General features: G+C 47.7%; 14 protein-coding genes. All 14 read right to left on the bottom strand.

Annotation, left to right across the window (positions count from 1 at the left end; all coding sequences use genetic code 11):
* Nucleotides 1-151: 151 nt before the first annotated feature.
* A complete protein-coding gene (locus tag C7R93_RS17200; RefSeq protein ID WP_106839969.1) occupies nt 152-628 on the bottom strand; it encodes a DinB family protein in 477 nt (158 codons plus the stop codon).
* A 28-nt stretch (nt 629-656) separates the two neighbouring features.
* Nucleotides 657-1,214 carry a DNA-3-methyladenine glycosylase I gene (locus tag C7R93_RS17195; RefSeq protein ID WP_106839968.1) on the bottom strand — a complete coding sequence of 186 codons (558 nt, stop codon included), beginning with the start codon at nt 1,212-1,214 and terminating at the stop codon, nt 657-659.
* Between the two features lie 125 nt (nt 1,215-1,339).
* Nucleotides 1,340-2,083, bottom strand: a complete 744-nt coding sequence (map, locus tag C7R93_RS17190; protein ID WP_106839967.1) for a type I methionyl aminopeptidase — start codon at nt 2,081-2,083, stop codon at nt 1,340-1,342.
* 135 nt (nt 2,084-2,218) lie between these two features.
* Nucleotides 2,219-3,034, bottom strand: coding sequence for an alpha/beta fold hydrolase (locus C7R93_RS17185; protein ID WP_106839966.1), 816 nt, complete (start codon nt 3,032-3,034; stop codon nt 2,219-2,221).
* Between the two features lie 94 nt (nt 3,035-3,128).
* A complete protein-coding gene (locus tag C7R93_RS17180; RefSeq protein WP_106839965.1) occupies nt 3,129-3,458 on the bottom strand; it encodes a DUF2085 domain-containing protein in 330 nt (109 codons plus the stop codon).
* A 324-nt stretch (nt 3,459-3,782) separates the two neighbouring features.
* Nucleotides 3,783-5,306, bottom strand: a complete 1,524-nt coding sequence (locus tag C7R93_RS17170) for a YcdB/YcdC domain-containing protein (protein ID WP_106839963.1) — start codon at nt 5,304-5,306, stop codon at nt 3,783-3,785.
* A 72-nt stretch (nt 5,307-5,378) separates the two neighbouring features.
* Nucleotides 5,379-6,200 (bottom strand): PepSY domain-containing protein, encoded by an 822-nt coding sequence (locus tag C7R93_RS17165; RefSeq protein WP_106839962.1) that lies wholly within the window; start codon nt 6,198-6,200, stop codon nt 5,379-5,381.
* Nucleotides 6,201-6,212: 12 nt separating this feature from the next.
* Nucleotides 6,213-7,577: a HAMP domain-containing sensor histidine kinase gene (locus tag C7R93_RS17160; RefSeq protein WP_106839961.1), complete on the bottom strand. Its 1,365-nt coding sequence runs from the start codon at nt 7,575-7,577 to the stop codon at nt 6,213-6,215.
* Nucleotides 7,578-7,580: 3 nt separating this feature from the next.
* Entirely contained in the window at nt 7,581-8,267 is a 687-nt protein-coding gene (locus C7R93_RS17155) for a response regulator transcription factor (protein WP_017251803.1), read from the bottom strand.
* Nucleotides 8,268-8,364: 97 nt separating this feature from the next.
* Nucleotides 8,365-9,705, bottom strand: a complete 1,341-nt coding sequence (locus C7R93_RS17150) for an SLC13 family permease (RefSeq protein WP_341866938.1) — start codon at nt 9,703-9,705, stop codon at nt 8,365-8,367.
* A gap of 56 nt (nt 9,706-9,761) precedes the next feature.
* Nucleotides 9,762-10,946, bottom strand: coding sequence for a glycerate kinase family protein (locus C7R93_RS17145; protein WP_106839959.1), 1,185 nt, complete (start codon nt 10,944-10,946; stop codon nt 9,762-9,764).
* Nucleotides 10,947-11,090: 144 nt separating this feature from the next.
* Nucleotides 11,091-12,089, bottom strand: coding sequence for an ABC transporter permease (locus tag C7R93_RS17140; protein WP_106839958.1), 999 nt, complete (start codon nt 12,087-12,089; stop codon nt 11,091-11,093).
* A gap of 1 nt (nt 12,090) precedes the next feature.
* The gene (locus C7R93_RS17135) at nt 12,091-13,581 is read right to left on the bottom strand and encodes a sugar ABC transporter ATP-binding protein (protein WP_106839957.1); all 1,491 of its coding nucleotides are present in this window, start codon (nt 13,579-13,581) and stop codon (nt 12,091-12,093) included.
* Between the two features lie 93 nt (nt 13,582-13,674).
* Complete coding sequence (locus C7R93_RS17130; protein ID WP_106839956.1) at nt 13,675-14,694, bottom strand: sugar ABC transporter substrate-binding protein; 1,020 nt, start codon at nt 14,692-14,694, stop codon at nt 13,675-13,677.
* Between the last annotated feature and the right edge of the window lie 146 nt (nt 14,695-14,840).

Raw genomic sequence — 14,840 nt, 5'->3', positions numbered from 1 at the left:
AAGTACATAATTCTCATACTTTTTTGGGTTTTATCTGCCCATCAAGCAAGAAACACCTTAAATGAAGAAGGACCTTTTAAAAACAAAAAAGCAAGCCCCTCCCGCATCCACACCAGAAGAGCTAGCTTGCTTTTTTATATTTCTCACTCTTTTAATCCCAAATATTCGGACGTTCGACACCCATCGTTCGCATATAATCTAGCAGCTGACCGGTATGTACCGACTCATGATAGGCGATTCGCAGCAACATGTCTCCAAGCGTGCGGACATACCCAACATCGGATCGATCGATGCGGACACTCTCCAAGTCGCTCTTGGACAACGCTCTGACAAAGCAGAGAAAATCTTCCCGATACGGCTTTGCAAAGACCAATTCTTCTTCTACGGTCGAAAACTCTTTGGTTTCATACGGATTGGGGATATCAGACAAGGCGGCGCTTCCCCGTTGGATTAAAATCTGGTGATACAAAAACTCACCCTCGATGACATGACGAATCATTTCCCCGCACGTGAACGCTTTATCGTCAGGCTTCCAGTTAAGCATTTCTTTAGGAATTGCCTTCCATACTTTGATGCTTCTACGTCTTACTTCCTCAAAGTTTAAGATTAAGAGATCATTTTCGTTCATGCCATTCTCCCCTTTCCGTAAGCTCGTCCTAGTTTTTTTGATGGAGATCACATGTCGCTACGTGATCATTGACCATGCCGACGGCTTGCATAAAGGCGTAGCAAATGGTTGAGCCGACAAACGTAAAACCGCGCTTTTTCAAGTCCTTGCTCATCTTGTCGCTGATTTCGGTTGAAGCAGGCACATCCTTCATTTCCTGAAAATGATTATGAATCGGCTTCCCGCCTACAAACGACCAAATATAGCTGCTAAAAGACCCAAACTCCTCTACAACCCGCAAATACGCGTGTGCATTCTTCACGAAGCCGCGAACCTTCAGCCTGTTTCGAACAATGCCTTCGTCTGCCAGCAATTGCTCGATCTTGGCTTCATCGTATTGAACAATCTTCTCCGCTTCGAAGTTATCAAACGCCCGTCGATAGTTCTCCCGCTTCTTCAAAATGGTGTACCAGCTCAGCCCTGCTTGTGCACCTTCCAAATTCAAATATTCAAAGAGCAGTCGATCATCGTATACAGGAACTCCCCACTCTTTATCGTGATAATCCATATAGATAGGGTCCTGATTCACCCAGCCGCACCGATTCATGGAAAGAAACCTCCTTCACATAATACGAACATATATTCTTATATAAAGAATATACAATCATTGGGTATTCTGCAAGTTTTTCTTCACAAAAAAAAGACCTCATCGAATCTGAGGTCTCCCTGCCATCAAGCTGTTAAAATAATTGGCTTCCCCTTCGTTACAACGATGGTGTGCTCGTATTGAGCTACGTAACTTTTATCAGGGGTAATGAGTGCCCAACCGTCCCTGCCATCCTCTACATATTCCGTCCCCGTTGAAATGAAGGTTTCAACCGCCAACACGAGACCTTCTGTGAGCAGGCGTCTATCCTTTTTGTCATAGTAATTCAAAATGTAAGCAGGCTCCTCATGCAAGCTCTTGCCGATGCCATGACCCGTAAGGTTTTTGACCACTGTAAAGCCTTTTTTCCTGGCCTCCTGGTGAACAATGCGACCAATCTGACTTAGCTTTGATCCAGCCTTTGCCGCATCCAATGCCTTGTACAGCGACTCCTCGGCGCATTGGCATAAGGATTGTTTCTTAGGCTCGCCTTCCCCTACCACGATTGAAGCACCTGTATCGGCAAAATATCCATCCAGCTCCGCCGAGACATCAATATTGATGATATCGCCACTTTGCAGGACAGTATCATCAGGGATGCCATGTGCAACAATGTGATTGACACTGATACACGTATGCCCTGGAAAATCATACGTGATATTCGGTGCAGACCGCGCTCCGTACTTTGCCAAGATCTCCCCACCAATCCGGTCGAGTTCTTTTGTTGTCACGCCTGCCCGCACTGCTTTTATCATCGCCTCTCTTGCTTCTGCCACAATACTCCCGATCCGCTTCAAGCAGATCAAATCATGTTCATTTTGAATCGACATGTGTTTCCCTCCTTATCAAACATACCAGTATTTACCTATCCCATTTCTACATTGGAACATTTTTCTTTACCAATCGCAACCGAAGAAAAAACAAAGAACCTCAGAAGCATCCTCTGCGGCTCTTATCTTACGAAACTAGGCTAAATTCAGTGCATACATTCCTTGCGATGTGGTCGACTGCTTTTGAATAAACCCGATGGAGATTCGGTTAAATTCTTCCGGCTGATCGACATTGACGACATGACCGCAGTTAGCGACTAGACTCAACTGTGCATATTGCCTTTTTTTCACACGCATCTGGACGAAGGGCAAAAACATATGGTCTTCGTCACCCATGATGAACAAGGTAGGGATGGGAGGCTCTTTATCAAAGAGGGTTCCTAGGAATCGATTAATGCCTTTTGTCAGCTTGAACCATCTCTTGAATTCTTTTTGACATAGCTTTTTGGCTTCGTGGATAAACAATGAACGCGATTCTTTATGACGCTTACTCGGCATGATCACCCATGCAAATAGTCGATACAGCCACATGTACGGAATGAAATGCTTGACCATATTCCCCAGCGTGATCAGCACCTGTGATCGAACGTTCAAGTGTGTCACAGCTCCTGCCAAAACCATAGAGCGCATTCTCTCCGGGGCCTGCTCCGAAATAATCTGCACAATGATCGTCCCCAAGGAAATCCCCACAAAATGGGTGGAAGCAATTTTTAAATGATCTAAAACCTCTATGATATCTCTGCTGACATCATCAAAGGTGTATGTTTTGAACAGCTTGCCTGGGATGCTCTTCGATTTTCCGTGACCGCGCATATCTACTAGAAGAACATTGAAATTCTCTTTGTATGCCTTGAGTTGTTTACACCAAATCGATGAGCTGCCCCCTGCCCCATGGACAAAAGTCACCCATTCGCAATCTTCACCACGTATGTATGTCTTATAATGGATCACTAATATCCCCCCACCAGTATTATATAGGAGGGATGTCCCAGGTGAAAGGATTACCATAAAATTGAAATTTCTGTGTACATAGAGGCATATCGATTCACTTGAGACTCTCTACCAAAAACCACACGACATTCGAAATGAGTAAAGACTGTCCGATTCCAAAGCTGAACCCTGTGAAAAATCGGAGCTTGTTATTACTTGTTCGCCACTTCCATTGTTGGGTAAAGCCATCAATGAGCATCGGCAATAAAAGCAGTCCAATCAAATAGTAAGAGGTCACGAGATGCATCCCTGCAAAAACAGGCGCCAGTAAGTATCCAGCTAATATCGAAACACATCTGGCACATAGCGGCATTTTCTTACCCGCGATATAAAAGGAGCGATCTGGGCGCCGATGACAGGGAATCCACTGCGTATTGATCTTCATCAACTCCCTCAATCTGGCTTGCAATCGCAATCGGGTGCATCACAATTCGGACAATCAACTGGAAGATAGCTGCAATCAAACGAGCAATTGTTACGCTTTTTCCGGTTTGTCGAATAATAGAGGAACATGCTAATCAAAACAAGAAGGCCTAGTATGATCAAGACTCCTCCTGTTACATAATCCCCTTGATACAGAAATACGCCTCCCGCTATCCATGAGATCATGCAAAGCGTTAATCCAACGAAAAACAGATACATCCTCTCCCCTCTTTTCTTTCTACGTCAAAGAGTATCTGTAGTTTCACTGTTCGTTCATCGGGTGAAGTCATCGACCCGGCTGATTTGTTATGGCGTCCACATAGTTATAACGCTCTGGACTCGTGTATTTGAGCCAAAAAGCTGGAAATGGAACAGGGGTTTTTTCCCTTCTACTTGTATTTCGGTTCTCAACTTGCACATACTCCAGCTCCATGTCCCGCAGGCTTAAAAAAGTTTCCGCTGCTTCCCGAGCAGACACACAGGAGGCTGGATCGGGAATCTCTTTGTTTTTGCGAACATCGTGTTTGTAAAAACCAGTTACCTGGCCTGTCCAAGGATTCACTTTTACGAAGTACATTCGGCTTGTTAGAACAATCCCTTTTCGGCGCTCATAGAAGTAGTATGTATTTCCGGTACCGCGTAAATAAAATAGTTCAAAATAATGCAGCTCGTTAATTCCCTTCTCGATGTATTTCTCCAAAAAGCTCTTTGCAATTTGCAACGCATCGTACTCTGATAGCCGTGGCGTTTTATACTCCTTTTTTTGATTAACTGTAAAGGCAAGTAATTCGTTGGTTGTTCGATTGAGTGTAACGCATACAAAATCAGGATCGTAAATAGTTTCAGCGTCCTCATCTTCTGGTAAAGGCCAGTAATAATGGATAGTAGGAGGCCAGTCAGGATTTGCAGCATCGTCAACGAATCTGAAATATCCACTACTTGGATAGAAAGTTAATCCATCCTCATTCGGAGTCGTGACTGTCGCTCTTTCAATCTCTGAGTGAGTCACATCTATTTGAAAATGTTCCTTCACCCACAGCTCGATCTCCTGAATGTCTGCGAAAAAAATAGAATCCCCTTTGGCAACTACCGGAATGACCTCTGAGTGGTTTTCTAAAGTTTTTTTGCTCCCTATAACCGTCTTTACAATTTGTCCTGTCTCCGCATGAATGACGGCATACCTTAGTGGTGCCTCATCAGGGATATACTTGAGATTCCCTTCCTCCTGTTCATCGCATATGAGCATCATGTTTTTCTCCAATAAAGCAAGGTACGCTTGTTCCGCCTCTTCCTTTGTTATCACTTCTGGCTTGGAAGGTATATTTTTCCGATCATAATCGGAAAATCCACGATAATAGATGCCTACCAAATTTCCGAACTCATCTAAAGCTATCCGCAAATGTACTCCTGATAGTGGAATTCCATGGAAAACATAACGATAGTACGGCTCCCATTGTTTTTCCTCACGATACTCTCCCAGGTTCGCTGTATTTTCTCTCACCATCTCTTTCAGATGATCCCCATAAAATTTTTCCGCCACTTCTATAGCCCGCTCAGTTGCTGACTCAGCATCGAGCAGCTCACCAGAAGCAAGCGACTCTCGGTATGTTCTATCCAAGTCGAACTCCATCACATAACCCGTTTCTTTGTCTATTTCCAGTTCTGCACCATCATCACCTACTTTTATCTCGCAAGTTCTCCATGCATCGTCCGTTCTGATGTGCACAGAAGATATTTCACGCAAACCAGGAAAAAACCCAAACCATCTCTCCATCGTCTCCCGAACCGCTTCTGTCGGATATGTAATCATCGCTTTCCCTCCCGAACGAAAAAACCGTCAATGCTGACACTGACGGCTCCCTCCATATGAAAAATCTAAACCTTAATCATCATCACCATCATCCAGATCATCGTCGTTTTCGGTCGTGTTCGCATTATCACTTGAAGAGGTATCTGCCGGAGCACTGCCGTTTTTCTCAGTTGGCGACTGATCATCGTCATCGTCGTCATCCGTTGACCCATTCTCGATAGTGGTAGTCGAAAGCACTTTTCCAGTAATAGCATGTATGCGTACATCTACCGTTTTCGAGTCTTTTTTCGTGATCACCCGATAGACTGCTCCACTCTTTGTCTCGATTAAATCAACATCATCGATCTTGCCGCCACTTGTTCTTTCCGTCGCAATCTGTTTCGCTTGCTGTTCGGTAATTTTGGTCTGTGGCTGCACTGGTGGATTCGCGCTTTGATTCGGTTTCGGCTGCTGCTGTGATTGGGTTTGGGTTGTAGCTGGCTTGGTCGCGTTGCCTGAAGCATCCTTCCCGCTGCCATTCGGTTGCGCTGTGCTGGCTGTCGGATTTGAACCCGGCTGCGTTGGATTCGTCGCCGTTTCGTTTACCTTCGGCTGTGCAGTGGCTGCGACCAAGGAGAGCTCCTTCAATTCAATAATTTCACCTGTATGTGCATTCACCATGACGCTATACGTTCCGCGCTCATTAAGGAGCTGGAGATTGTATATGCTGTTTTCCCCTACGTCCGTCATGGAAATCGATTCAATCTTCCCAGGGTAGCGGGCCGTCACGATCTGTTTGACTTCCTCCTCTGACAATGACTGCAAATCCATGCTCGCGAAAATCCGCTGCATGCCAAATACCGTGGTAACCAACAGAAAGCTCGCCAGCAGCCCTATTTTCCATTTTTTATTCATACGTACCTCCTGCTATTTCTTAGCCTGCCCCGGCAGAAAAACGGTCACGAGCGTCCATTTCCCTTCTTCACTATCGAGTGCAATATCGCCTTGATGGGCATCGACGATCTGTTTGGCAATGGAAAGACCCAGTCCTACGCCTCCTGTTTCGCGGCTCCGGGCTTTGTCTACACGGAAGAAACGATCAAAGACGTGCTGCAAATCTTCCTTGGGAATCCCCATTCCGTAATCCTTGACTGAGATAAATGGGCGATCTCCTTGAATCCCTACACCCACTTCGATTTCATTCGAGCTGTATTTCATCGCATTGTCGAGTAAAACGACGAGCACTTGTTTTAGTTTTTGTTCATCGGCCATGACGAGAACCGATTCGTGGCTTGCACCCAGTTGAAACGACCTGCCATACGCATTGGTCAATTGTGCGATAGTCGTTTGGCACATCGGGATCAAGTCGATTTCGTTGACATCCAGATTCCATTCGGCACTATTGTTTGCGAGAAGGAGCATTTGATTGGTCATATCCTTCATGCGTACAGCTTCCGAATAGATCGCTTCCACTGACTCTGCCAGAACCTCCGGCTTTTTCGTCCCCCAACGCTTCAATAGCTTCGCATAGCTTTCTACTACGGTCAGCGGCGTTTTCAATTCATGGGAAGCATCTGAGACGAACTGCTGCTGCTTCTCGAAGTTTTGCTGCAATAAATCCATCATCTTGTTAAAGGTACTTCCTAACGCATGCAATTCATCTTTGGACGTGTTCTCAAGCGGTATTTTCTTAAAAATACTGCGCGCTTGAATGGCTTCCATCGTTTGAATCATCGAATTGACTGGTCGCAAAATCAGATTGCTCAGCATGCGGCCCGCAAAAAAAGCAGGAATAAGCACGAATAGCGAAGCAAACAACAGAACGTTTAGCAGCAGGCTCAAATTCTCTTGCAAACCCGCAATACTTTCAATGACTTCTAGCGTGACAATTTTTCCATTCGTCCAAATGATCGGGACCTTGACGTACGCGTATTTTGCTCCGTTGACATCGAAGACACCGTCACTCGCTTTTCTTTCAAAGAGGGGCTTCGGTGCCGGGATTGGTTGCGTGCTATCTACTTCCTGCGTGACGATGGCCCGTGATTGCTGATCGATAACACGGATCATCCCGTTCGATGGCAAATACGGCTGCAGCAACGTAGCCGCGTCGAATTTTTCCACACCGTTCTGATTGAGTCCGCTCTGGATGTGCAGAACTTCTCGTTGCAGACGATCCAGCTCCCCGTCTGTTGTCACTTTGTAGAACACGAAGTAAATGAAGCTGTTGACCATGAGCAACAGTAGCAAGAGTGCGACCGTCGAGAACAAATGAATTTTATTTTTGATTTTCATAATCTACCCCTTCAGCATATAACCAACGCCTCGTACTGTATGCAATAGCGGGGTTTCATACCCTTGGTCCACCTTTTTACGCAAGTAACGGATATACACGTCAACGACATTTGTGTCTCCGAAATAATCAAATCCCCATACATGTGTAAGAATCTGTTCACGATTCAGAACTTGGTTTTTATTCTGCATCAAATAGAGCAACAAATCGAATTCTCGCGGCGTCAGCTCGATCTGGCTGGAACCTCTCGTCACTTCCCGCGATTTTTCATCCAGGCTTAAATCTGCTACTTCTACTTTGGAGCTGGCTTCCACTTTTCTCGTCATTTGGGACAAGCGGAGGCAGGAACGGATACGCGCCAGCAGCTCTTCGATTTCAAAAGGCTTCGTGATATAGTCATTCGCGCCTTGATCGAGACCATTTACTTTGTCCACGACAGCATTTCTGGCCGTTAACAAAATGACTGGCGTCGCGGAATCCTTTACTCGAATCCGGCGAAGCACTTCTATACCTGACAAACCTGGTAGCAGTACATCGAGCAAGATCAAGTTCCATCCGCCTTGATTGTATTGTTCCAGCGCTTCGAGCCCTGTTTTGGCGATCTCGCTTTCGTATCCTTCGTATTCCAGCTCTAATTGAATCACACGAGCAATTTTCTCTTCATCTTCCACAATTAATATTCGCTCCGACATGTAATCCTCCTAAGCCTTGCATCCATTATCCAGATGAGTTTAGCAAATATTGGCTGTGGATCAAAGAGTAATCCGTACGAAAGATATAATTTTTCACTTATATCGATAACCCCACCCACTGCCAGTACGCGTAATAAAAGACAACCATCAGTATCGCGTGGGCCGCACCTGCATACAAGCTCAATCGCAGCAAATCCTTAGGCAAAAAGGTTTCCTTACCGCTTTCCTGGAACATGAGCAATGCTTTGGAGCTGACAGGGAAGGTGAGGCAGTAGTTCATGCCGACGATCCCTACGAACAGAACGGTCACTTCATTCAAATCAAGGCTACTCGCAAAGTAAAGAAGCGGGGGAACAAGAATGACAGCTCTTGTCGTGTGCGAAGTAATGTACAGATGCGATGTCAGCGTAAGCAGCGTGATGACGACGATGATCAACAACGACGATTCCCCTTCCATCTGCTCGGTAATCGAGAACAGCTTCTTCATGATCCATTCTGCCGCACCGCTCTCCAACAACGACTTACCGAGTGCAATGGCTGCCCCCACAAACAGAATCAGGTTCCACGAGACAGACTGTACGCCATCCTTCCATTTCATGACCCCTACATTCGGCAGTGTCAAAAGAAAGGCGCCGACGACTGTCGTGGTAGCAATCTCGATTCCGTGAAAACGCTCTGTCAGCCAGAAGATGACCATCGCCCCGATCACGGCTACCGTATATTTTTCGTTGCGGGACAAGGTAAGGGAGAGCTTTTTGCTCGCGAGTGGGCGCTGCATTTCTTCTTTAGTGAGAAACAGAGCCAGAACAATCCGGCAAGTAACGATGCTGGCCACTACCCCGAAAGGTAATCCCCACAACAGCCATTCCGCAAAGCTAATCCCTTCCCCATTGAACTCCTTCAGCATATCGAGTGCGATAAAATGGGAGCCCGCTCCGATCAAGGTGGAGCTCGTCGATACTAAAATAATCGTCGGAATCAGGATCGCCATGGCTTTCGTAATTTGTTTGTTCCCGATTTCTGAGGTCAGCGAGTGGAAAACAGGCAGTAGCACCGCTGCGCGTCCAGAAGTAGACGGGATAAAGAAAGCGAGAAATTGAGCGACGACCGTCAAGAGCCAAAACAAGCTTTTTACATTCTTCGCGCGGCTCACGACCAAATCTGTGAGTTTGCCTGCCAAGCCGGTCACTTGAAGCGCACCGCCAAGGATGAACGAGCCAATCATTAACCAAATGACATCGGAGGCCAGCGAGTCGAACAAAATTTCCTGGTCAGCCGTTCCTGTCACGACGAGGAGTAATACAGAGCCAATCGCTACATAGGCGGAGTTCAGCGAGGTTGTCGTCCACAGGATCACGGCGACACAGAAGCAGAACAAGCTCCATTTGGCTTCAAAGGTCAGGGAAGACGGCAGCATGAGCAGTAATTCAACGACCATAATCAGGACAATCGGAAGGACCCAGACAGGTCTCTCCTTTGCGACAATCTGTGCAATCACGATACTTGCTCCTTTGCCATTAAACGATTTGCGAGCTGCAGGCCTACCATGATGGTTCTCATGAAGCTTTCCGAGCAATCGGTCAGCCATTTCTGCGCATGCATGAACGCTTCTTCCAACGTAGACGGCATCGGCAAAATACTCGTGTACGCATCAATTCCGTGCTCGTAATTGAGTCGGGCACCTTTGCCAACGGTTCCAACCAAAGCCACTACCGGCAAGGCATGCTTTTTCGCCCGCTTCGCCACTTCCACTGGAATTTTTCCTCGCGGTGTTTGAAAATCAATGCTTCCTTCCGCCGTAAACACAAGGTCTGTCTCCTGGAGCATGCGATCCAAATCAATGTACTTCATGATGATGTCGTAGCGCGGATACAGATTCGCACCAGCGAGCGCATGTAGTCCAGCACCCAAGCCGCCCGATGCACCACTGCCCGGCATTTCTCTGACGTCGCTACCAAAATCCCTTTCGATGATCGCCGCGAATTGTTCGAGTGCTTCTTCCAACTCAACGACTTGCTCAGGCGTCGCTCCCTTTTGCGGGCCAAACACGCGAGCGACCCCGTTTTCCCCACAAAGCTTGTTAAACCAGTTGCAAGCCACATCGATTTGCACCTGCTTGAGTCTGTTGTCCATGCCAGAAACGTCGATTTTCGCTACTTTTGCCAGCGAGATTCCGCCTTCAATACGGATTTCTTGACCGATCGCATCCAAAAATTTCGCGCCAAGTGCTTGCGCCATACCTGCCCCGCCATCGGAAGTACCGGAATCGCCGCAGCCTAGCAAAATACGATCTGCCCCCATGTCCAGCGCCGCTTTGATCAATTCACCAACGCCATGTGTCGTTGTTTTGCGCGGGTCACGCAAGCTTCTAGGGACCAGTCGCAGTCCGGCTGCTGCCGCCATCTCAATCACAGCCGTTTGACCTGTCGCCTTTGATCCGAACACCCCGAAATGGGAAGGAACCTTTTCTCCTACGGGTCCAGTTACGTCTACATCGATAATCGAGCCATTCGAAATTTTCACAATCGCTTTTGTAAAGCCTTCTCCTCCGTCTACCATCGGCAGTGTTTGTACTTGGGAGAGCGGGAGTACACGCAGAATTCCTTCTTTCATGCACTCTGCTGCTTGCTCGGCATCTAAACTTTCCTTAAAGCCCGAAGGCACAACGAGTATACGCATAAAAACAACATCCCTTCTCTTTATTTGAATTTGCTTTCGCATTTGTCTCACTTGAGTAAGACCAATACTAAGCTTCAAAAAAGAGAAGGGAATAATAGGAAGATGAGAAATTGGTGAGAGATAAGCAAGAAGAACGTTACGATTCTAAGCGTTTCGTTTTCTGCGCAGCTGATAGTAGGTTACAGCCAATGCGAGCGCCAATACCGTTCCTTTCACAATATCATAAGCGTAATACGGCAGATTGAGCATCGTCATGCCGTTGAGCAGTACCCCGATCAGGATGGCTCCCACAAATGTACCGAATACGTTTGGCTTTCCTGCACCGAATACGGAGAAGCCTACGAAAGCAGCCGCTACGGCATCCATCAGCATGGAGCCGCCGCTACTCACCTGCCCGGTACCGATCCGCGCTGCCAAGAGCATCCCGCCCAAGCCTGCAAAAAGAGCGGAGAGTACATAAGCCAAGGTACGATAGCGATTCACAGGAATCCCCGACAGACGGGCTGCTTCCAAATTGCCGCCTGTCATGTACAGCATCCGCCCCTGCCTCGTATAGGTCAAGTACACATGCGTGATCGCCACGAGTAAAAAGGTCAGGATAACGGGAACAGGAACGGAGAGAATTTCTCCCTGGCCCAGCCAGAGGAACCATTCCTGAAATTTTCCCGGAGCTTGCGAGCCATCCTGCATCGGCATATTTGCATAGATCGAGTAGCCTTGGGAATACGTCATATGAATGCCGTTTACGATGTAGAGCATCGCCAGCGTAGCCAGCAAATCAGGAATGCGGATTTTCACGACCAGGAAGGCATTGACCAGCCCGACAAGCAAGCTGAGTACAATCGGGACAAGCAGTGTCGTGAAAACTCCTTGTTCGTACCAAACCATCATCGAAGCAGCAACGACTGTGGTCAACGAAACCGTCGATCCTACAGACAAGTCAAAGCCTCCGACAATCAGGGAGAACGTAACACCAATCGCTACAAATGTCACAATCGAGATGGAGCGAAGAATGTCCGTCAAGTTGTCGTACGTGAAGAAATACGGGTTGGTCAAACTGAATAACAACATGACAATGACGATGACTGCAACCGTTCCGTATTTATAAACAAAATCAAATAAGCTAAACTTTTTATCTGCCACGTCACTCACCTCCGCTTGCGTAATACATAATCCGTTCTTGTGTTGCTTCCTCGCGACTCAGTTGCTTCACGATCTTGCCTTCGAACATGACGAGAATCCGGTCTGCGATCCCGATAACTTCCTGGAACTCGCAGGAAAAATACAGGACGCCCTTTTTTTGCTCGGCAAGATTTCCGATCAGGCGGTAAATATCGCTTTTCGCGCCGATGTCCACCCCTTTTGTTGGCTCGTCAAACATGAAGAGGTGAGCGTTTGTATCCAGCCATTTGCCGATTGCGACTTTTTGCTGGTTTCCGCCGCTGAGAAAACCGACCAGCTGCTTGATATCGGCTGTTTTTACACCAAGGCGCTGCACGAGCTCTCTTGCATTGGCCGCTTCCACCCCTCTTTTGATAAAACCGAGCCAGGACTTCTTTTTAAGTGAGGCAACAGACAGGTTGTTCTGCACAGACTCCTCGACGAAAATCCCTTCCTTGCGCCTCTCCTCCGGGACGAGCACGATTCCTGCATCGACGGCGTCTTTGGGCGAGCGCAGTTCGATACGTGTTCCATGTAATCGAATGGCTCCAGCCTTTGCCTCATCTGCACCGAAGAGCAAGCGGGCAAGCTCAGTCTTCCCTGCCCCAACCAGACCGACGACGCCCACAATCTCTCCCTCGCGAACATGCAGGTCGACGCCGCGTACTTTGCCGCCAGCAACTCCTGACGCCTCAAAAATCGTTTCGCCAATCGGCACTTCCATCTTCGGGAACTCCTCGTCGAAGCTTTTGCCCAGCATGTTCGCGATCACTTCGTCCATATTGGTCTTCGCCGTCTCTGTGGTCACGACATGCTGACCATCCCGCATAATCGTGATCCGATCACAGATTTCAAAAATTTCCGGCAGCCTGTGGGAAATGTAAATGATCCCGACTCCTGCTTTTTTCAGCTGGGCAATAATGTGAAACAGCCGCTCGCTCTCCTTTGTGCTCAACGGCGCTGTCGGTTCATCGAAAATGACGTACTTCGCCTTTTGAACGGTAGCCCGTGCAATCAAAATCAATTGCTTTTCCGACAGCGTACATTCTTCGACGAGCATCCTCACCGGAATGGAAAAGCCGAAGCTTTGTAAAATCTGCTCCGATTCGTTGTACAAGCTCTGCCAGTTGATCAGTCCCTTGGTTTTTGTTTGGACGAGCTGGTCGAGCAAAATATTTTCGGCGACGCTCAAATACGGGATCAAGGCGGTGTCCACTTCTTGATACACGCATTGGATGCCCAGTGCTTTAGCGTCCTGCGGTGATTGGATCGACACGGTCTCGCCATCGATGGTGATCGTACCGCCATCTGCCTGATACGCTCCCGTGAGAATTTTCATCAGGGTACTCTTACCTGCGCCATTGGCACCGAGCAGTGCGTGAACCTCTCCTGCGCGCACCTCAAAATCGACGGATCGCAGGGCAGGAACCCCAGAAAACTGCTTCGCTATCCCTTTCATCTGCAATGTGGACATTTTTCACACCTCCTGTTTACCTGCGTGTTCCAACCTCTATAAGGAAAAATCCCGTTGACGGATACGAATCAACGGGAAAAGCCAATTTGGTTCTTACTTGCCCCACTCTTGTACGTATTGGGACAGGTCGCCCATCGTTACTTTCTTATCCTTCGGCAGGTCTTCCTGTTTCACCAGCACTGGATTCAGCTTCACGTTGTCTGGCACTTGCTCGCCTTTGATTTTTTGGAACACGGTTTGGGCATGAATGCGTCCGATATTGGATGGGTCTACCGCTGCCGTTGCTGCCCACGGAGAATTTTCCGTCTGAATCATTTGCAGATCCTCATCGCTCAAATCGATGGAGTATACTTTGATTTCCGTACGCCCTGCTTGCTGGATGGCACGCGTCGCCCCTTTGGCAAATTCATCCCAAGCCGCCCATACTGCTGTGATGTCGCCTTTGTTCGGATACTTTTTCAAAATCGCTTCCATCTGCGTTTGCGTATCGAGTGCCGTATTGTTGGTGGCAGAACCGAATGCCGCGATCTCTTTGATGTCCGGGTATTTCTTCTGGAAAGCTGCATACGTGACTTGGCGTTTTTCCATAGGCGCGAAGCCCGCTACCCAAATTTTTACGATGCTTCCTTTACCGTTTGTATCTGCAGCTAGCTTCTCGAGGCTCAGCTCTGCCAACTTGTTGTCATCTTGCGCCACAACTGGCACTCCTGGAATGTTAATGTCTGTATCAAACAGGACGACCGGGATTTTTTTATCCACAGCCTTTTGTGTACCCTGCTGCAACGCTTCCGCCGTACCATGGTCGATCAGAATGCCATCAAACTTTTGGTTCACAGCCGCATCGAGGTTGGACGCCATTTTTACCAGATCCGTATCTGCGTTGAATACGGTCAACTCGCCGCCGTTTTTCTCCACCTCTGTCTTCACGCCATTGATGTATTGTGCGGAGAATGTCCCTACGTTTTGACGCATGATCAATGCGATTCTCTTCGCGTTCTCCCCACCCGGCTGGTTCGTGCTACCGGTTCCGGTGCTTGTTCCTCCGCCGCATGCTGTAACGAGAACGGACGCAGCCACAACAAGTGAAGTCAGTAATCCCAGTTTCTTTTTCATCGCAAATGTTCCCCCTTTTTCTCTTTAAAAACAGATAACAAGATTAAAAATTTTGTTTCCCCTCAATCGGTTGGGATAGCCCTAGCACATGTCTTCCAGTCGCCTGTATCCTCTCTTCGTTCGGGCGGTCTCCTTCCAGACATGTG

The organism is Brevibacillus fortis, assembly GCF_003013395.1.
Taxonomy (GTDB): Bacteria; Bacillota; Bacilli; order Brevibacillales; family Brevibacillaceae; genus Brevibacillus; species Brevibacillus fortis.
Note: the sequence above shows the minus strand (reverse complement) of the source record. Positions and strands in the feature narration are given on the sequence as shown.

Excerpts from the sequence above, each read along its gene's own strand:
- map (WP_106839967.1), bottom strand. The coding sequence starts at position 2,083 with ATGTCGATTCAAAATGAACATGATTTGATCTGCTTGAAGCGGATCGGG.
- C7R93_RS17200 (WP_106839969.1), bottom strand. The coding sequence starts at position 628 with ATGAACGAAAATGATCTCTTAATCTTAAACTTTGAGGAAGTAAGACGT.
- C7R93_RS17135 (WP_106839957.1), bottom strand. The coding sequence starts at position 13,581 with ATGTCCACATTGCAGATGAAAGGGATAGCGAAGCAGTTTTCTGGGGTT.
- C7R93_RS17180 (WP_106839965.1), bottom strand. The coding sequence starts at position 3,458 with ATGAAGATCAATACGCAGTGGATTCCCTGTCATCGGCGCCCAGATCGC.
- C7R93_RS17150 (WP_341866938.1), bottom strand. The coding sequence starts at position 9,705 with ATGGTCGTTGAATTACTGCTCATGCTGCCGTCTTCCCTGACCTTTGAA.
- C7R93_RS17155 (WP_017251803.1), bottom strand. The coding sequence starts at position 8,267 with ATGTCGGAGCGAATATTAATTGTGGAAGATGAAGAGAAAATTGCTCGT.
- C7R93_RS17130 (WP_106839956.1), bottom strand. The coding sequence starts at position 14,694 with ATGAAAAAGAAACTGGGATTACTGACTTCACTTGTTGTGGCTGCGTCC.
- C7R93_RS17165 (WP_106839962.1), bottom strand. The coding sequence starts at position 6,200 with ATGAATAAAAAATGGAAAATAGGGCTGCTGGCGAGCTTTCTGTTGGTT.
- C7R93_RS17145 (WP_106839959.1), bottom strand. The coding sequence starts at position 10,946 with ATGCGTATACTCGTTGTGCCTTCGGGCTTTAAGGAAAGTTTAGATGCC.
- C7R93_RS17160 (WP_106839961.1), bottom strand. The coding sequence starts at position 7,577 with ATGAAAATCAAAAATAAAATTCATTTGTTCTCGACGGTCGCACTCTTG.
- C7R93_RS17170 (WP_106839963.1), bottom strand. The coding sequence starts at position 5,306 with ATGATTACATATCCGACAGAAGCGGTTCGGGAGACGATGGAGAGATGG.
- C7R93_RS17195 (WP_106839968.1), bottom strand. The coding sequence starts at position 1,214 with ATGAATCGGTGCGGCTGGGTGAATCAGGACCCTATCTATATGGATTAT.